Origin of the sequence: Sphingopyxis sp. MC1 (assembly GCF_000371385.1) — a bacterium.
Classification (GTDB): Bacteria; Pseudomonadota; Alphaproteobacteria; order Sphingomonadales; family Sphingomonadaceae; genus Sphingopyxis; species Sphingopyxis terrae.
The window spans coordinates 281,560-297,690 of record NZ_AOUN01000002.1 but is presented as its reverse complement, the minus strand read 5'-3'; the positions used below and the strand labels follow the sequence as shown (position 1 = coordinate 297,690).

Annotated in this window: 20 protein-coding genes; 17 read left to right on the top strand and 3 right to left on the bottom strand. The window is 64.8% G+C overall.

Annotated features, from left to right (window positions below):
• Positions 1–233 precede the first annotated feature (233 nt).
• The 6 genes from EBMC1_RS01980 (at position 234) to EBMC1_RS18960 (ending at position 4,752) form a co-directional block, all read left to right on the top strand.
• The gene (locus EBMC1_RS01980; RefSeq protein WP_040589132.1) at positions 234–1,004 is read left to right on the top strand and encodes a dioxygenase family protein; all 771 of its coding nucleotides are present in this window, start codon (positions 234–236) and stop codon (positions 1,002–1,004) included.
• A gap of 333 nt (positions 1,005–1,337) precedes the next feature.
• Positions 1,338–2,177, top strand: a complete 840-nt coding sequence (locus tag EBMC1_RS01975) for an enoyl-ACP reductase FabI (RefSeq protein WP_003039761.1) — start codon at positions 1,338–1,340, stop codon at positions 2,175–2,177.
• A gap of 95 nt (positions 2,178–2,272) precedes the next feature.
• Entirely contained in the window at positions 2,273–3,028 is a 756-nt protein-coding gene (locus EBMC1_RS01970; RefSeq protein ID WP_003039758.1) for a LuxR family transcriptional regulator, read from the top strand.
• Between the two features lie 68 nt (positions 3,029–3,096).
• Positions 3,097–3,702: an acyl-homoserine-lactone synthase gene (locus EBMC1_RS01965; protein WP_003039757.1), complete on the top strand. Its 606-nt coding sequence runs from the start codon at positions 3,097–3,099 to the stop codon at positions 3,700–3,702.
• Positions 3,699–4,562: a phytanoyl-CoA dioxygenase family protein gene (locus EBMC1_RS01960; protein WP_003039754.1), complete on the top strand. Its 864-nt coding sequence runs from the start codon at positions 3,699–3,701 to the stop codon at positions 4,560–4,562. The genes EBMC1_RS01965 and EBMC1_RS01960 overlap by 4 nt, the downstream gene beginning before the upstream one ends.
• Position 4,563: 1 nt before the next feature.
• Positions 4,564–4,752, top strand: a complete 189-nt coding sequence (locus tag EBMC1_RS18960) for a transcriptional regulator domain-containing protein (RefSeq protein ID WP_442852378.1) — start codon at positions 4,564–4,566, stop codon at positions 4,750–4,752.
• Between the two features lie 79 nt (positions 4,753–4,831).
• On the opposite strand, the gene EBMC1_RS18615 is transcribed toward EBMC1_RS18960, so the two are convergent.
• Positions 4,832–5,113 carry a hypothetical protein gene (locus tag EBMC1_RS18615; RefSeq protein ID WP_040589131.1) on the bottom strand — a complete coding sequence of 94 codons (282 nt, stop codon included), beginning with the start codon at positions 5,111–5,113 and terminating at the stop codon, positions 4,832–4,834.
• 220 nt (positions 5,114–5,333) lie between these two features.
• The gene (locus EBMC1_RS18015) at positions 5,334–5,540 is read right to left on the bottom strand and encodes a helix-turn-helix domain-containing protein (RefSeq protein ID WP_003039747.1); all 207 of its coding nucleotides are present in this window, start codon (positions 5,538–5,540) and stop codon (positions 5,334–5,336) included.
• Positions 5,541–5,626: 86 nt separating this feature from the next.
• Between EBMC1_RS18015 and EBMC1_RS01950 the strand changes: the two genes are divergently transcribed.
• From EBMC1_RS01950 to EBMC1_RS01930, 5 genes are all read left to right on the top strand, one after another.
• Positions 5,627–5,890 (top strand): hypothetical protein, encoded by a 264-nt coding sequence (locus EBMC1_RS01950; protein WP_003039744.1) that lies wholly within the window; start codon positions 5,627–5,629, stop codon positions 5,888–5,890.
• Positions 5,891–6,259: 369 nt separating this feature from the next.
• Entirely contained in the window at positions 6,260–7,231 is a 972-nt protein-coding gene (locus EBMC1_RS01945) for an ArdC family protein (protein WP_003039742.1), read from the top strand.
• Complete coding sequence (locus EBMC1_RS01940; protein WP_003039739.1) at positions 7,228–7,638, top strand: DUF2958 domain-containing protein; 411 nt, start codon at positions 7,228–7,230, stop codon at positions 7,636–7,638. The genes EBMC1_RS01945 and EBMC1_RS01940 overlap by 4 nt, the downstream gene beginning before the upstream one ends.
• Positions 7,639–7,760: 122 nt before the next feature.
• Entirely contained in the window at positions 7,761–9,533 is a 1,773-nt protein-coding gene (locus EBMC1_RS01935; RefSeq protein WP_003039736.1) for a ParB/RepB/Spo0J family partition protein, read from the top strand.
• A gap of 167 nt (positions 9,534–9,700) precedes the next feature.
• Complete coding sequence (locus EBMC1_RS01930; protein ID WP_003039733.1) at positions 9,701–10,591, top strand: hypothetical protein; 891 nt, start codon at positions 9,701–9,703, stop codon at positions 10,589–10,591.
• A 48-nt stretch (positions 10,592–10,639) separates the two neighbouring features.
• On the opposite strand, the gene EBMC1_RS01925 is transcribed toward EBMC1_RS01930, so the two are convergent.
• Positions 10,640–10,855 (bottom strand): hypothetical protein, encoded by a 216-nt coding sequence (locus tag EBMC1_RS01925; protein ID WP_003039730.1) that lies wholly within the window; start codon positions 10,853–10,855, stop codon positions 10,640–10,642.
• A gap of 381 nt (positions 10,856–11,236) precedes the next feature.
• Here EBMC1_RS01925 and EBMC1_RS01915 point away from each other — a divergent pair, with 381 nt between their 5' ends.
• From EBMC1_RS01915 to rlxS, 6 genes are all read left to right on the top strand, one after another.
• Positions 11,237–11,536, top strand: a complete 300-nt coding sequence (locus EBMC1_RS01915) for a DUF736 domain-containing protein (RefSeq protein WP_003039727.1) — start codon at positions 11,237–11,239, stop codon at positions 11,534–11,536.
• Between the two features lie 275 nt (positions 11,537–11,811).
• Positions 11,812–12,042: a helix-turn-helix domain-containing protein gene (locus EBMC1_RS01910; RefSeq protein WP_003039724.1), complete on the top strand. Its 231-nt coding sequence runs from the start codon at positions 11,812–11,814 to the stop codon at positions 12,040–12,042.
• Positions 12,039–12,620: a S26 family signal peptidase gene (locus EBMC1_RS01905; protein ID WP_003039721.1), complete on the top strand. Its 582-nt coding sequence runs from the start codon at positions 12,039–12,041 to the stop codon at positions 12,618–12,620. Before EBMC1_RS01910 ends, EBMC1_RS01905 begins: the two co-directional genes overlap by 4 nt.
• The gene (locus tag EBMC1_RS01900) at positions 12,608–13,216 is read left to right on the top strand and encodes a lytic transglycosylase domain-containing protein (protein ID WP_003039718.1); all 609 of its coding nucleotides are present in this window, start codon (positions 12,608–12,610) and stop codon (positions 13,214–13,216) included. The genes EBMC1_RS01905 and EBMC1_RS01900 overlap by 13 nt, the downstream gene beginning before the upstream one ends.
• 220 nt (positions 13,217–13,436) lie before the next feature.
• On the top strand, positions 13,437–13,808 hold the full coding sequence (locus tag EBMC1_RS01895; RefSeq protein ID WP_231292849.1) for a hypothetical protein: 372 nt from the start codon (positions 13,437–13,439) through the stop codon (positions 13,806–13,808).
• Positions 13,809–14,050: 242 nt separating this feature from the next.
• Positions 14,051–16,015: a relaxase/mobilization nuclease RlxS gene (gene rlxS, locus EBMC1_RS01890; protein ID WP_003039714.1), complete on the top strand. Its 1,965-nt coding sequence runs from the start codon at positions 14,051–14,053 to the stop codon at positions 16,013–16,015.
• The last annotated feature ends 116 nt before the right edge of the window (positions 16,016–16,131 follow it).

Genomic DNA, 16,131 nt, shown 5'->3' with positions numbered 1-16,131 from the left:
CGAGCAATTCGCTACGACTTAGACATCGCTTAGCGCACAGCAGCGCCGACCGAAGGAGCCGTAAGTCCGAAATCGCTGACTTCCGTCCGGATTTGTATTGCTCGACATCGCTCTCCAGACGATTGCCAAGAGTTCCGGACGAGCGAGCATGGGCCTAACGGGAACAAAAGCCGAAGCTCCACTGCAGAGGAAGCGTGCCGCAGCAGGCGGGCGCAAGAACCGCGGAGAGCATAATGTCTGATTCGGAACGAATTGCAAAAATTGTCGACGAGCTATCCCAAGCCGTTGCCGAAGTTCTGGCGCGAAACGAGGTCGATCGCGAGCAGTACCGCGAAGGCGTGCAGTTCCTTGCGCGCGTGCAGGCTGAGCGTGAAATCCCGCTATTGGTCGATCTCTTTATCGAGCATCTGGTCGTTAAGGCCGAGGACAAGCGAGGTCGCAACTCTTCCCAAGCTATTCAAGGGCCGTATTTCATTGAGGACGTGCCGTGGGTGAGCGGCGCTCTTAAGGTCTCTCCGGAGGACAATGGCGAGCCGCTGATGATCCGCGGTCGGGTAACTGCGCCGAACGGCGCGCCAATCGAAGGCGCAACCGTCCATATTTGGCATTCTACGCCCGATGGCGCCTATACGGGGTTTCACAAGGGCATGTCCGCCGATCTCTACCGGGGGCGCGTCAGGTCTGCCGCCGACGGCACGTTCCAGGTCGCGACCACGATGCCAGTACCTTACACGATCCCCGATCAGGGGCCCGTCGGCGGATTGTTGAGCATGATGGGTCGACACTGCTGGCGGCCTGCCCATGTACATTTCAAGCTCCGCGCCGATGGTTACCGTGACCTGACGACGCAAAGCTATTTCGCCGGCGGCAAATGGGTCGACGACGATTGCGCTGGCGGCATCGTCGATGACCTGATCTTCGCGCCGGTGCTTGAGGACGGCAAGAAGGTTCTCCAGATCGACTTCGTGCTCGATTTTGCCAGGTCGGCTGCCGAGGCCGCTTGAAGTGCACAATTATGGAAGCTCTGAGGGAAATCGGCATGAAATGGTAACCCGGAAGGTGGAAGCAGGTTTCGTCGTGTTCCATACTGGTCATGTCCGCCTGACGTTTGCTCCGGGTTGCCTTTCGGCCTGCTTCAGCACCTCACTGCGGGCATCAGGCAGCTCTTTATGCACATCAGGTACAGTTGCGCGTTGCGCGAACGAAGCCGATTGCAAGCTTTCGCTTCGCGCGCCCAACAGCAACAGCGCCCGGGACTTGTCTGCTATTTGCGAGGCCCCCAACATGCCGAAGCGAACGTCGTCATCTTCGTGTCCCGAGCAGACTGAGCACAAGATATGACGGTTCCCACGTCGACGCTTATGGCCGGGAAGACCGGGTTGATCATGGGTGCTGCCAACGAGAAGTCTCTCGCCTGGGCGATCGCGCTTGGCGTTGAACGAAGCGGCGGCAACTGCATCATGTCATTCGCCAACCCGGCGGTCGAGAAACGACTGACGCGACTGGTCGGTCAGAGGAATTGGCCGATGATCCCCTGCGACGTCGGTGACGATACTTCCATCGACGAAGCATTCGAGGCTCTAGCCGCACATCTCCAGGGTCGACCGCTCGATTTCCTCGTGCATGCCATTTCCTACTCGGACAAGGAGGAGTTGCGCGGCGCTTTTCTCGACACGACCCGTAGCAATTTCCGAAAGACCCTCGACATCTCATGCTACAGTCTTGTGGCCGTTGCACAGCGTGCGGCGACGCTCATGACTGACGGCGGGGCGATCCTCACCTTGACCTATCTGGGCTCAGAGCGGGTTATTCCCAACTACAATGTCATGGGCGTGGCAAAGGCGGCACTCGAGGCCAGCGTCAGATATCTTGCTTCGGATCTGGGTGCCCGCGGGGTGTCGGTAAATGCTTTGTCTGCGGGCCCGATCCGCACCCTCGCATCAAGCGGTATCGATGATATCCGCGCGATCGTCAGTTGGACAGAGCACAACAGCATGCTGCGACGGCAAACGACGCTCGAAGACGTGGCGGGCGCGGCGATTGCCCTTATCGGGCCGCTTGGTCGAGGAGTGACCGGCGAACTCGTCCACGTAGATGGCGGCTATCATGCAACCGGAATGGTGAATCTCGATCGGATCGGGGAAAGTGCGGCACTTCTCGCCGCATTGCACGACTAGCTCGCTCGCCGCCGTGGCGCGTCGAGTATCACGGCAAGGGGCATGCCAAAGGAGTAATCGGTCAACCGAGTCTGGGCTGAATGCCTCGATCCACAATGGCCTCGGAATCGCAGTTTGCTGAGGACTTCCTCGCGGCGGTCCGCGCGACCGCGTCGGAGAGCGAACTGTGCGCGCTGATGGTGGCTGCCACTCGTGAACTCGGTTTTCGCCACTATGCGCTGATTCATCATTCGGCACCTAGCGACGACAGCTTCGGTCGCGTCGACATGAAGGATTACCCGCAAGCCGTCGAAAAGAGGCTCTTCCAAGAAGGCCATTTCCGTCGCGACCCGATCCTTCGAGCCTGCCTTTTTGCCGACAGTGCTTTCCTCTGGAGCGATCTCGATCGCTACATCGACTTGGATCGTCGCGATAAGGCATCGCTGGCTTTTGGCCTTGCACTTGGTCTCAACCAGGGCATCACCGTGCCCTGCGTGCTGCTCGGCGATTGTATTGGATCGTGCACGTTTGCTGGGACAAGGCACCCAGACCTCGCCCAACGGCGACTGGGTGTAGTTCAGGTCGCAGGCATATTCGCGTTCCAGGCCGCACGCCGCCTCTCGGGCGCGGCGCATCGGCGGTTCCCGCCACCCCAGCTCCACCCGCGACCTCGCGACTGCGTCGTTCTTGCCGGACGGGGGCTCAGCAACAAGGAAATCGCCCGAGCACTCGCGCTGTCTCCTCGGACGGTCGACGGATACCTCACCGAAGCGCGGGAGATGTTCGGCGCACATGACCGCACCGAACTCGTCGTCAGCGCGGTGCTCGCCGGCGAGGTCGGGCTCCACGAATTGCGCCGTCAACCCGAGTAATCACTCGGCCTGCAGGCAGCTGTGAGAAGCTGCATCCTTGGCTCCATCACAGTCTCGGGAGCCTTCTCATGATCCATGTCGTCGATGATCACCTCGCGGCTGCAAAGCGGCCTTTGCTTCAGTCGATGTTCGCCGATCGCAAGAGGCTGTTTGTCGATCTGTTCGGCTGGGATGTGCCCGTCGTCGACGGGAAATATGAAATGGATCAGTTCGACAATGGCCATACGGTTTACCTGATCGCGGACGACGGTGAGGGGCGGCATGCTGCTTCGATCCGGCTCTACCCGACGAGCGAGCCTCATATGCTCGGGACGCTCTTCGCTCACCTGTGCCCGCTGGGGGTGCCGGCTGATCCTCGCACCTGGGAGAGTTCGAGGCTGTGCCTGCCGCAGCGTCACGGAGCCGATGAGCGGCGGCGCCTCCGCAATGCCTTGTTCAGCGCGATGGTTGACGTTGCGCTCGCTCGCGGAATCGATCGCTACACCGGGGTCATTCCCGAGGCATTCCGCAAGGAGGTGTTGGCGATGGGCTGGCGCGCAGAACCGCTGGGGCCTGCCGTGCGCATCGCAGGAGGTCCCATCGGTGCGTTCCTGATCGCGATCGATCGCGACACGCCCGAGCGCCTCAGCTGGACCGGCGTGTATATGAAAACACTGAACGGGGCGGCCGCATGACCGGCGTCGACACCTGCGCGGCCATCCTGGCACGCGACGGCTGGTGCATCTTCGGCCGCGCTGTCGATCCCAATCTCATTGGGCGCATTGATGCCGAGCTCGATGCCCGCTTTGCGGGCACTCCGCTTTGTCAGGGCGCCTTCTACGGCGAACGTACCAAGCGGTTCGGCTCGTTGCTCACGCGCTCCCGAGGCATTGCGCAACTGGTGATGCACCCGCTCGTGCTCGCGGTCGTCGAGCAGGCCCTGCTGCCCTCATGCGAGCGGATCTCCCTGAACCTCACCCAGGCGATCGAAATCCATCCCGGTGCGCTACCGCAGCTGCCGCACCGAGACCAGGATATGTGGGGAGGCCCAAAAGGCGGCATCGAATACCTCGTCAACGTGATGTGGCCGCTCACCACCTTCACGCGGACGAATGGCGGGACGCGCTTGTGGACAGGCAGCCATATCGACGACCCGGATAGCCTGCTACCTGAAGATGACAGCGTTGTGCCCACGGTCCTGCCCGGCGACGCGCTCATTTTCCTCGGCTCGACGCTCCATGGCGGCGGCGGCAACGCAGGTTCCGCGCCTCGTCGAGGCATCGTGATCAGCTACTGTCTCGGCTGGCTGAAGCCGTTCGAGCTGCAATGGCTGGTCTATCCACCGGCGGTCGCGCGGCGGTTCAGTCCGGACTTGGCCGCGCTCGTCGGCTACGCCCAGCATCGCCCGAACCTCGGCAATGTTGAGGGGCAGTCGCCTGCTATCCTCCTCGCCGACGACGTGCCCGATTACCTCCCGGCGATAGACGCGCTCAGACCGGATCAGACCGCATTGGCCGCCGCATTCGTTCGCGGTCAACGAGGCGGACGGGACTAGCGTGACTCGCGGCCTCGATCCGGCAGCCTATGATGCGATCCTGAGGTACGGACCCGGTGCGCTCGCTTGGGAAGTACTACGTCGCGACCCGGAATATCACGCTGCTTATGCGGAACTCCGGGTGCCGCCGGTCCAAGCGGTTGCTGCAGACGCCGACTTTACTGCGCGCTGGGGGTTGCACTTTCGCTGAAGATCCAAGGTACAGCTGCGCAAACGTACGGCCGCTTTGGTCGGCGGACGTTGACCCGCGCGTTCTTGCGGTGCGCGCCTCATTTAGCCGAGGCCGGGAAGAGCGCGCCTTCGAATTCAGAGAGGTCGACCGCGTCGTTCGTAGTCGAGCGGGCGAACACGTGCTGATTGATCGCGACGGCCCGCCGTTTCGACTGGACATCATCGAAGGCACCGTGCTGGCGGGGCCGGCTTCGCTGCGATTCGACCTGCCAGACGATCACCTCCTCGAGGAGAAGCTTGCCGTCATTTACGCCTTCGTCGGGAGTCGGGTCGTCACCCATCGACATCTTCGGCTGGCCGACAGGCTCCTGGCGCTCCACGCCGCAGACGCTCGCACGGCTGGGGCAAGCCTCCGGGAGACCGCCGAACTCATCCTAGGGCCGGGGGACTGGCCAGGTGATGGCGAGTATCGGAAATCTCTGGTCCGTCGGATGATAAGCTGTGGCGAGAGAATGGTTCAGGCTGGTCCACACATCGTTAAAGCGGGATCACGCTGGAACATTATGCAGCTGACGCGGGCAAGTCCAAAACTCGGGTAGATCACGACATAATGAGCTTACACGGATCGGCTTCGAGTGCGGCGGCGAGCTTTCCAAGCACAGTAACGCTGGCGGAAACCCGCCCTCTCTCGATAGAACCGATGTAGCGAAGGCTAAGGCCGGTCAGCCCAGCTAGATCTTCCTGGGTCAGTCCCTTCTCATGGCGAATTCTTCGCAAATTTGTGGCCAGAACGTCCTTGAGATCCATGCCAAGTGGATCACGGAATGGGAACGAAAGTGCTAGGAACGATAGTTCCTATTCGCTAAGTAGGTCCCTTGAGACGAGGATCATTGATGGACAGCATCGACTGGCGTGCACCAAGCGGCGAGAAAGTGGTCGACTATGACAGAAGGAACCTCGCACTCTACGCCGCGCTGCTCGAGGCCGATGATGCCGGGCGTGATTGGCGCGATGCCGCAGCCACACTCATGCAACTCGACATAGCCCACGAGGAGGCCGAGACCTGCTGGCGATCGCACCTCGAACGGGCGCGCTGGATCGTCGGCGAAGGACTCGCGACCGCTCTTGTCGCGTTCAATGCGCGGATGACGCAATAGCCTTGCAACACTGATCTCGGCGCCTCGCACCAGGGTGCGACCGCGCTCTACTCAGACCGCCGCAGGCGGTCTTCGCCGAGTCCCGTACCGGGTCTCGGCCGTCCGGTGACGATCGCTGGCGTGGCTGCGGACGCCGCGCGTCTGCGCGGCGGCGTTGTTTTTGTGCCTCTCCCGGTACGGCGGGTGCGGGCGGCGCTCCCGGCTAGGCCCGACGCGGCCTGCGGCAACCCTCGCTCGCGCTCGGGTGCTCCTCTTCGTTCCGCCCTGCGGTGCCGCCGGCCACTGAGCCGGGCCTCTTGGTCGCGTCTCGCCGCCCACCCCGCCTTCCGGGGAGGCTTGCTGCTTTTTGGGTGGCGATGGAGGACCGCGATGCGCAAAGCTACCAGCCGCCGTGCCCGCCGAGAGGTTGCGGGCGAGGATCGTCAACCCGAGAACCGCGCCAACCTCTATGACGAGGTGACCGCCCGGATCATCGCCGAGCTTGAGGCGGGGCGGTTTCCATGGGTCCAGCCGTGGGGACGAACCGGCGGGACCGGCCCCGGCCTGCCGCGCAACGCGCTCACCGCCCGGAGCTATTCGAGCGTCAATATCCTGATCCTGTGGGGCGCGGTGATCGAACATGGCTGGCCGTCGCAATCATGGCTGACCTTCCGGCAGGCACGGGAGGCGGGCGGCTGCGTCCGCAAGGGCGAGCATGGCGTGACCGTGGTCTATGCCGACCGCTTCACCCCCGAAGCCGAGAAGGAACGCGCCCAGCGCGACGGCGACGACCCCAAGGCGGTGCCGTTCTTGAAGCGGTTTACCGTGTTCAACGTCGCGCAGTGCGAGGGCTTGCGCGCCGGGCTGGCCTCCGATCCCGCGCCGTTGCCCGAACGCGAGATCGTGCCCGTTGCCGAGGAAGTTATTGCCGCATCGGGTGTCGATTTCCGCGTCGGCGGGGCCAAGGCATTCTATGCCCCCGAACCCGATTTCGTGCAGGTGCCGCCGCAGCCCGCTTTCTTCGACCAGATCAACTATTACCGGACCTGCCTGCACGAACTGACCCACGCCACCGGCCACGCCAAGCGGCTCGGACGCGACTTGAAGAATTCCTTCGGCAGCAAGGATTATGGGCGCGAGGAACTGGTCGCCGAAATGGGTTCGGCCTTCCTCTGCGCCGCGCTCGGCATCGTCCCCACCGTCCGCCATGCCGACTATATCGGCTCATGGCTGGAGGTGCTGCGCGAGGACAATCGCGCCATCTTCCGCGCCGCCAGCGCCGCGACCAAAGCCGCCGATTGGCTGCTCGCGCGGCATCGGGAAGCCCAAGAGGCGCGCGCGCAAGGGAGAATCGCAGCATGATCCTCCTCACCGCCGATCTTCGCTTCGCGCTACGCGCGAACGCCATCAACCACCGCGCCGCCCAGCGCGACGAGAAGCCCGAACCCGATCCCGTGCCGGTGCTGAAACTGTTCAATCCGGTGGGCGCGGCGACATGGCTTGCGACCGAACTGGACAGCGATGACGACACCCTGTTCGGCCTCGCCGACCTTGGCTTCGGATGCCCCGAACTCGGCTATTTCAGCCTGTCCGAGATCGCCTCGGTTCGCCTGCCGTTCGGCCTCGGCATCGAGCGCGATATCGGGTTCGAGACGCCGCACGCGCTGTCCGTTTGGGCCGATGCCGCCCGCCGAACCGGGTCGATCCTGTCCGCTCAACAGGAACTCCGCAGCGCCGGAGCCAACCAGCTTCCGCCACGAGGCGGATGAGGGTTCCCATCAAAGTACTACTTTGATGGGGTCCCTGACGCAGGCGGCCGTTCGCCGCCATTCGTAAGCCGATCCGCCATCCCGGAAAGAGCGACGGACCGGCACTCACAAGGAGTGACGTCATGAAACTCGAATTCATCGACATTGGCAACATCGACGACAGCGCCGTGAACATGCGCCACGGCAAGAAGGCGCCCGATGTGTCCGACATCCTGCCGACCGTGCGCAAGCGCGGCATCATCGTCCCCGTCATCCTGCGGCCCGGCGCTGCCGAAGGCCGGTTCGAACTCGTCGCCGGGCGGCGGCGCGTTCATGCCGCTCGCATCGCGCAGGCCGACGAGGGCGCGGACCCCGAGCTTGGCCGGGTGCCGTCCGCGATCATGGAGGCGGGCGACGATGCCGCCGCGCTCGAAGCCTCGCTTATCGAGAACTTGGCGCGGCTCGATCCCGACGAAGTCACCCAGTGGGAAACCTTCACCCGGCTGGTCAAGGAAGGCCGCGAGGTGGACGACATCGCCGCCACCTTCGGGCTTCCCGACCTCACCATTCGCCGCGTGCTGGCGCTCGGCAATCTGCTGCCGCGCATCCGCCAACTCTACCGCGACGAGAAGATCGACCGCACCACTGTCCGCCACCTGACCCTTGCCAGCAAGAGCCAGCAAAAGGCGTGGCTGGCGCTCTACGACGACCCCGACAACTACACGCCGACCGGCCATCAGTTGAAGGCATGGCTGTTCGGCGGGCAGTCGATCGCGGCGAAGGTGGCGCTGTTCGACCTCGCCACCTATGCGGGCGCGACCGTCGCCGACCTGTTCGGCGACGACCGCTATTTCGCAGACCCCGAGGCGTTCTGGACCGCGCAGAATGAAGCCATCGAGGCACGGCGCGCGGCCTATCTGGAGGACGGCTGGAGCGATGTCGTGATCGTCCCCGCGTCGGAGCATTTCCATTCGTGGGAATATGAGAAGGCCGCCAAGCGCAAGGGCGGGCGCGTCTATGTCGATGTCCGCTCGACCGGCGAGGTGACTTTCCACGAAGGCTATCTGACCCGCAAGGAAGCCCGCCGCGTCGCCAGCGGCGAGGCTCCCCAAGGCGCGAAGCCGCGGCGCCCCGAACTGACCTCGACCTTGCAGACCTATGTCGATCTGCACCGCCACGCCGCCGTCCGTGCCGCGTTGCTGACCCGGCCCGAGGTGGCGCTCCGCTTGATGGTCGCCCACGCTGTGGTCGGCTCGCATCTTTGGCGAGTGTCGCCGGAGCCGCAGACCACACGCAACGACGAGGTGCGCGAAAGCCTCGAAACCGCGCGCGGCGAAACGGTGTTCGACGAGCGCCGCCGCGCCGTGCTCGCCCTGCTCGGTTTCTCGTCCGAGGAGCCGACCGTGACCGGGGGAAACGGCGACGACTACGGCGTGGCGGGCGTGTTCCTGCGCCTCGTCGAGCTTCCCGATCCCGCCGTCATGGAGGTGATCGCGGTCGTTATCGGCGAGACGCTGGCGGCGGGCAGCGCCGCCGTCGCGGCGGTCGGCACCGAGATCGGCATCGACATGGCCGATTGGTGGCAGGCCGACGAGGCGCTGTTCGGGCTGATCCGCGACCGCGAGGTGCTGGGCCGGGTGGTCGCCGAGGTGGCAGGCGAGACGGTTGCCAGCGCCAATGCGGGCGAGAAGTCCAAGACCTTGAAGCGGATCATCGCCGACCATCTGGCGGGCAATGACGGACGCCCCAAGGTCGAGCGCTGGGTGCCGCGCTGGATGCAGTTCCCGCCGAGCGCCTACACCACGCGCGGCGGTGTCGGCACCGTCGCGGCCCACGCCAAGGTTGATGCCGCGCGCGATGTCGCGACCGTGCCGGAACCCGATGAGCAGGCCGAGCCGTTCGCCGAAGCGGCGTGATGGATGGCGGGCGGGGGTGACCCCGCCCGCCCTTAGGACCCCGAAAAATCGGCCGCGCGCCTCCGCCGTTCCGGGGTCGGCGCGCGGTTTTTTTCAATCTCGTTGATGCTGACGTGGTTCGCAAAGTCGGCCGTGCCCGGCTATGCCAGAGCCAGGGGGCATCTGAAATGTGGGCCGAGTTCAAGGAAAAGCCGTTCGAGACCTATTTTCTGGCCGAGATGGCCCGGCTCACCAACGTCCTGTTTTCACCGGACCAGAGCGATGAGGGAATCCTCGGATTCGATGGCGCGTTCTTTCTTCCGCTGCCCGAATATCGGGCATTCTTCCCGTTTGTCCGCGTCCGCCGTTGGCGACACTTCATCGGGATGACCGCATCGGAGATTGATGAATTCGGCCGTGCTCTCGACGCGAGATTACCGCCATTCAATCTTAATCTCTTCGTTCAGTACAAGCGGCCCGAATGGCTCCAACGCAGCAATGCAACCGAATGGGCAAGCTGGAACACGTCCTACTATCGCTACAGCATCGATCCGAAGCAGCAGGGGCTTCTGGAAAAGATCATGGCGGCAGCTGCCGGGCGCGCGGCTGTTGTCTATGCCGCACCCGCCTTCTGGGAAAGCAGTGACCTGTTCGACCTTGCCCGTGCCGGCGCCATCGTGACAAGCAGCAACATTGCGAGCGCGGGAATGCTGACGGGCCATCAGCGCTTTACCTACACCGCCCCCGGCAACTTCGGCATCGCCCATTCCGAGCCCGCAAATATCGAAGGCCCTTCGCTCGAAGCAATCCTGCGCGGCGGATCGGACGGCGAGAGGTTGCCTTTCACCAAGCATGTGAAGGCCACGGCCAATCTCATTGAGCGTGTGCTCGAGGAAGGATCGGACGATTTCGACGTGTGGCAATCGGCACGCGAGGCGATCTTCGGCGGCGAGATTGGCGATGCCTATACGCGCGCGCGGAGCTCCTGGATCGATGCCGTTGTTTCGATGGCCGCGTTCGTGCAGGCGTTTGACATTCGCGTCACAGCGGTCGGCACGGAGGTCGACGAAGCCGACTAGTCACGGAAACGGCTAGCAACGACCGCCCCGCCGACTTGAGGTCATGGATCAAGACCCCTTTGCCCGGATCACTTTCTTTGTGGCGCCGCAGATAGCACACGAGCCGATTTGCCGCTCGAAACCGCGCGTGCCGGCCAGTTCGCGCGCCTTGTGATTGGCGTGCTGGCGCACGGAAAGTCCGAGCCGTTCGCTGATACAGTCGTCGCAGATCGGCTCGGGCGACAGCCGTTCGATCAACCCGCGAACCTGATCCAGTACCGTCATCACATGCCCCCTGTCCGATCGTCTAGCGACGCCGAGCACGCAGGCCAACGGCCAAGTCGGGCGACAGCTTCCACCGTTTGGGGTCGGACGCCCCTTCGCGATTGCCGACGATCTGCCTGACCTTACCACCCCATTCCGTTCGTCCGCAGCCCGGCGGCCTTGATCGATTGCGGTCTGCCGCAGTCCGTCCTCTGGCGCGCAACGGCCACGCCGACCTTCTTCCCCGGCGCGGTGCCCGCGCCTTCCTCGCGAGGCAAGAAGCCCGGCTTCCGGCCGTCCTCCGCTTCGCTTCGGCCTGTCGGTGCGCACCGTCCGACCAGCGGCCTGACAACCGCATCGAGGCCGCATGGGGCGGCGTCGGAACATCGAATGGAGGTTATCATGGCACAGATCGGCACTTTCACCCGCGGTGAAGGCGGCGTCTACAACGGCGAAATCCGGACCCTGACGCTGCGCGTCAAGGCCAGCATCCGGCCCGTCGACCGCGAGAACGAGAAGGCCCCGGACCATCGCGTGAGTGCCGGCGGCGTCGAGTTCGGCGCAGGCTGGACCAAGGCGGCGCGCGACACCGGCGCGGAATATCTGAGCCTCAAGCTCGACGATCCGTCCTTCCCGGTGCCCATCTACGCCACCCTGACGCAGGGCGACAATGGCGAGCACAAGCTCATCTGGTCGCGCTGAACACGGTGCCCCGCGCGCTTCGGCGCGCGGGGTTCGAGCGGTGAGCCGGATTTGCCATAGCTCGCGAGGGACCTTGCAGGCGGGGGCGTCTGTTCGGTCCGCTTTCCGTCGCATGGGGCTTCGGACCCGTGCCACCCGGCCTAACCCGCACCGCTCCCACTGCGGGTGTGTCGAAAATCGCCCTTCGGCTTTCGACACTGCCCGCCCGGTGTTCCCGGCGGCATCCCCGGTGCCGTGATCGCACGGTTGCGATCCGCCGAAGGATGCCGACCCCCATGGATACCGACGACGACATCGCCCGGGCCAGCCGCGCCAAGCGCGGCTCGCCCTTCCTCAATACCGACCAGGCCGCCGCCTATCTCAAGATATCGACCCGGCTCCTGAAGCGTCTCCGCCGGGCCGGCAAGGGACCGGTCTTCCGGCGTCACAGCCGCTTCGTCCAATATCATATCGACGACCTAGACGCTTGGTCTGGCGAGCGGGCCGCACGCGAGATCGTGCAGTGACGGGCCGCCGCAACCGAGCTGGCGACACCCCGCCCCTCGCCTGGGGTGACGCGCTACGCGCCGACAAGATACGTCGCTCGAAGCTCCGCAAGCGTAGCGCGATCACCGGAGGCGGAATCGTCATTCTGCTCGCGAGCGCCGCCCTGCCGCCCGCGCCGCGCCTCGTCTGGAACGCCAGCGCCAGCGCGCCCGTCGGTCTCTATGGGGTATCGCCCGGCGCCGCCGTCGATCCCGGCGACATGGTTATCGCGCGCGTCCCCGAGCCCTTTCGTCGGCTCGCCGCGGAACGCCGCTACCTCCCGATGAACGTGCCACTGGTCAAGCGGGTGACGGCCATCGCCGGCGACGAAATCTGTGCCCTCGGGCAGGAGATCTTCGTCAACGGACGCTGGACGGCAGAACGCCGCGTCGCGGACGGCCAGGGCCGACCGATGCCGGCATGGTCGGGCTGCACCCGCCTTCGGGGCGGTCAACTCTTTGTGCTCATGGACAATCCGGCCTCGTTCGACGGGCGCTATTTCGGGGCGACCGAGGGCCGCGATGTCATCGGAAAGGCACGTTTGCTATGGCGCCGCTGAGGCTCGCAGCCACCGCGCTGGTGCTGTCCGTCGCAGTGCCAGCCCGCGCGGAATCGGTGGCCGACTGGCGGCCCTACATCACCGAAGCCTCGCTGCGGTTCGGCGTGCCGACCGCCTGGATCGAGCGGGTGATGCAGGCCGAGAGTCGCGGCCGGACCACGCTCGATGGCCGCCCGATCCGTAGCCGCGCCGGGGCGATGGGCCTGATGCAGCTCATGCCCGCGACGTGGGCGGCGATGCGACAGCGGCTCGGTCTCGGCGCCGATCCAGACGATCCGCGCGACAACATCCTGGCCGGCACCTTCTATCTGCGATTGATGTATGATCGCTTCGGCTACCCCGGCCTGTTCGCGGCCTACAATGCAGGGCCGGGCCGATATGCTGCCCATCTCGCGGGCGATCGCACCTTGCCTGCCGAGACCATCGCCTATCTGCAGAGCGTCGGCGGCGCGGCCAGTATCGCTCCCGCCACACCGATCGAGACACCGCGCGAGACCCTTTTCGTCGTGCGATACCACGCCTCTTCACAGCCGGAATTGCCCCCGTCCAAGCCATCATCGGCGACGCTTTTCGCGGTGCGGCGTGATGGTCAATGAGGTGAGGTTGCGCACGACCGAGAGGTTGGAGGCTCGTCTCGATAGACCCAGCATGACGGCTGGCGAAGCGGCTATCAAGGCCCGCGGGTGCCCCCCAATTTGCTGCGCAAATCGGTTCCCCCCACGTCCGCTTCGCGGCGCTGCGCTTCGCTCCGCGGCCCTGACAGCCGCTCCGCCACCCGTCCCTCAAACGCCGTTCTCGATGGTGAGGACGCAAGCGTTGGAGGTCATCATGGGCATGTATCAGAACATCGGAACGGCGTCGGATCGCGTGATGGCGATGCTGATGGCGGGTTTGGAAATCGAATTTGGACGCGGTGCAGGGGAGGCATTGGCGCATCGCTTTCTCGAAGCGGAGGAGACGGATTTTCTCTGGGATGCGCGGATCGAGGAGCGTTGGCTGGGGTCTTACGAGAGCATCGACGACGATGATCTGGAACTCGATCGGATAGCGATCTGCGGGCGGCTGGACGGTCGCTGGTTCGCAAGCGTGATGCTCGTGGATGGCGACGGAATGGCGCACGGGACGATACGAAAGCGCTTCTGCCGGTCCCGCAGATCGGCGCACGAAGCGATGGTCGATGCGCACTGATTGCGCATGGATCGACGGGGAGAGGCGGCGTCGGACCGGCGCTGCTTCTCCCCCTTTTTTGAGCCAGAAGGGTGAGGAAGAAGGGGAGAAGGGAAAACAAGATAAAGGCAGTGTCTCGCGACCCTGCTCAAGTGATTGTCTGCACATCGTATTTTCGCGAGACAAGCAATTGAGGGTGCGAGACTCCTCGGAAGAAAACTTCCGAAAACCGGTACTTCTCTTCCGAAATCGCGAGACTCGCTATGGATGATGACGAGTTCACGCCCAAGCTCGGCCGCACCAAAGGCAAGGACGGCAAGAAGGTGCTGCGCTACGGGAGCCGCATCGTCGTCGCCGCACGGCTCGCCGGGGCCAAGACAGGCATCGTCCGCCGTCGCTTCGACGGCAGCCGGATCGGTCGCGGCGCGAGCATCGGCAGGCTGCTGTCCAGCCGCGATCGCTTTACCGGCCTGCGCGCCCGTCGCGCGATCGTGAAGACCAGGCTCGTGCGGCTGGGCTCGAAGGGTCTGCCCGGTGCCCGCGCGCATCTGCGCTACATCCAGCGCGACGGGGTGACGCGAGACGGCGCGCCGGGCGAGCTCTACGGGCGGGAGGTCGATCAGGCCGACGGCAAGGCGTTCCTTGAGCGCTGCGACGGCGACCGGCACCAGTTCCGCTTCATCGTGTCGGCCGAGGACGGTGCGGAGTATGCCGACCTCAAGCCCTATGTGCGCCGGCTGATGACCCAGGCCGAGCATGATCTCGGCACGAAGCTCGACTGGGTCGCGGTCGATCACTTCAATACCGACCAGCCCCACACCCACATCATGCTGCGCGGCGTCGACGATCGCGGCGAGAATCTGATCATCGCCCGCGAATATATCGCGCATGGTTTCCGCGAGCGCGCGGCCGAGCTGGCGACGCTCGACCTGGGGCCGCGGACCGACCGCGAAATCCAGGAAAGGCTGCGCCACGATGTCGAGCAGGAGCGGCTGACCGCGATCGACCGTCGTCTGCTCCGTCGCATGGACGCAGAGCGCGTGGTCACTGCGGCCAGCAACGACCCGTTTCAGCAGTCCGTCACGGCGGGCCGCTTGCGCAAGCTTGGCGCGATGGGTCTGGCGGAAGATCTCGGGCACGGGCGGTGGCGCCTCGACGATGGCATCGAAGACACGCTGCGCCAGATGGGCGAGCGCGGGGACATCATCAGGACCATGCAGCGCGAGCTGACCGCGCGGAAGCTCGACCGCGCCGGGGTAGACCGGCGCATCCACGAGCGGCTCGATCAGCCGATCGTCGGGCGCGTCATCCATCGGGGATTCTCGGACGAGCAGCGCGACCGTCACTATCTGATCGTCGACGGTGTCGATGGCCGCGTCCATTACCTCGACATCGGGCGCGGAGATAAGGTCGAGGCCACGCCTGAGGGATCGATCGTCCGGGCCGCACCCCGGAGCGTCGGCGTTCGCGACGCCGACCGGACGGTGGTCGAGGTCGCCGCCGCCAATGGCGGCCGCTATTCGGTTGACGGTCACCTACGCCACGATGCCAGCGCCACGCAGGGCTTCGCCGAGGCCCATGTTCGCCGCCTGGAAGCGATGCGGCGCGCGGGCGTCGGCGTCGAGCGCGATGCCGACGGGACCTGGTCGATCGCAAAAGACCATCTTGACCGGGTGGCCGCTTACGAAGTGCGCGGTCTTCGCGACCAGCCTGTGACGATCGAGACCCTATCGTCACTGCCGCTCGCCCGGCTGGGAACGGCCGACGCTGCGACGTGGCTCGACCGGGAAATTGGCGCTGCGTCACCGCTGCCGATGCGCGATGCAGGCTTCGGACGTGAGGCGCGGTCAGCGCTGGACGCGCGCCGACAGTGGCTGGTCGAGCAGCAACTCGCCGATGCGGACCGGGGAACGTTTCGCCTTCGCGCAAACGCTCTCCTGCTGCTTCAGCGCCGGGAGTTGCTCGGTGCGGGTGAACAGCTTGCCGTGGAGTTGGGCAAGGCGTTCGTCGAAGCGCGGACCGGCGGCGGCGTCGAGGGTCGGCTGACCCGGCGCGTCGATTTCGCCGGCGGCCGGTTCGCGCTCGTCGAACAGTCGCGGGAATTTACGCTCGTGCCGTGGCGGCCGGTGCTCGAACGGCGGCTCGGCAGCAAGGTCAGCGGCCTGATGCGATCGGACGGGGTGAGTTGGCGGTTTGGGCGAGCGCGGGGCGGACCGGAGATATCCTGAAATTTCTTAGTCTGTCGGGCATCACTGCGACGCTACGCGCCTTTTATCGTGAAGATCATGTTTTGTTCTTGTTGATGGGGTTGGTTTCCGTCAATATGACAGAATAATTCCCAGGG

Excerpts from the sequence above, each read along its gene's own strand:
- EBMC1_RS01980 (WP_040589132.1), top strand. The coding sequence starts at position 234 with ATGTCTGATTCGGAACGAATTGCAAAAATTGTCGACGAGCTATCCCAA.
- EBMC1_RS01975 (WP_003039761.1), top strand. The coding sequence starts at position 1,338 with ATGACGGTTCCCACGTCGACGCTTATGGCCGGGAAGACCGGGTTGATC.
- EBMC1_RS01970 (WP_003039758.1), top strand. The coding sequence starts at position 2,273 with ATGGCCTCGGAATCGCAGTTTGCTGAGGACTTCCTCGCGGCGGTCCGC.
- EBMC1_RS01965 (WP_003039757.1), top strand. The coding sequence starts at position 3,097 with ATGATCCATGTCGTCGATGATCACCTCGCGGCTGCAAAGCGGCCTTTG.
- EBMC1_RS01960 (WP_003039754.1), top strand. The coding sequence starts at position 3,699 with ATGACCGGCGTCGACACCTGCGCGGCCATCCTGGCACGCGACGGCTGG.
- EBMC1_RS18015 (WP_003039747.1), bottom strand. The coding sequence starts at position 5,540 with ATGGATCTCAAGGACGTTCTGGCCACAAATTTGCGAAGAATTCGCCAT.
- EBMC1_RS01950 (WP_003039744.1), top strand. The coding sequence starts at position 5,627 with ATGGACAGCATCGACTGGCGTGCACCAAGCGGCGAGAAAGTGGTCGAC.
- EBMC1_RS01945 (WP_003039742.1), top strand. The coding sequence starts at position 6,260 with ATGCGCAAAGCTACCAGCCGCCGTGCCCGCCGAGAGGTTGCGGGCGAG.
- EBMC1_RS01940 (WP_003039739.1), top strand. The coding sequence starts at position 7,228 with ATGATCCTCCTCACCGCCGATCTTCGCTTCGCGCTACGCGCGAACGCC.
- EBMC1_RS01935 (WP_003039736.1), top strand. The coding sequence starts at position 7,761 with ATGAAACTCGAATTCATCGACATTGGCAACATCGACGACAGCGCCGTG.
- EBMC1_RS01930 (WP_003039733.1), top strand. The coding sequence starts at position 9,701 with ATGTGGGCCGAGTTCAAGGAAAAGCCGTTCGAGACCTATTTTCTGGCC.
- EBMC1_RS01925 (WP_003039730.1), bottom strand. The coding sequence starts at position 10,855 with ATGACGGTACTGGATCAGGTTCGCGGGTTGATCGAACGGCTGTCGCCC.
- EBMC1_RS01915 (WP_003039727.1), top strand. The coding sequence starts at position 11,237 with ATGGCACAGATCGGCACTTTCACCCGCGGTGAAGGCGGCGTCTACAAC.
- EBMC1_RS01910 (WP_003039724.1), top strand. The coding sequence starts at position 11,812 with ATGGATACCGACGACGACATCGCCCGGGCCAGCCGCGCCAAGCGCGGC.
- EBMC1_RS01900 (WP_003039718.1), top strand. The coding sequence starts at position 12,608 with ATGGCGCCGCTGAGGCTCGCAGCCACCGCGCTGGTGCTGTCCGTCGCA.
- rlxS (WP_003039714.1), top strand. The coding sequence starts at position 14,051 with ATGGATGATGACGAGTTCACGCCCAAGCTCGGCCGCACCAAAGGCAAG.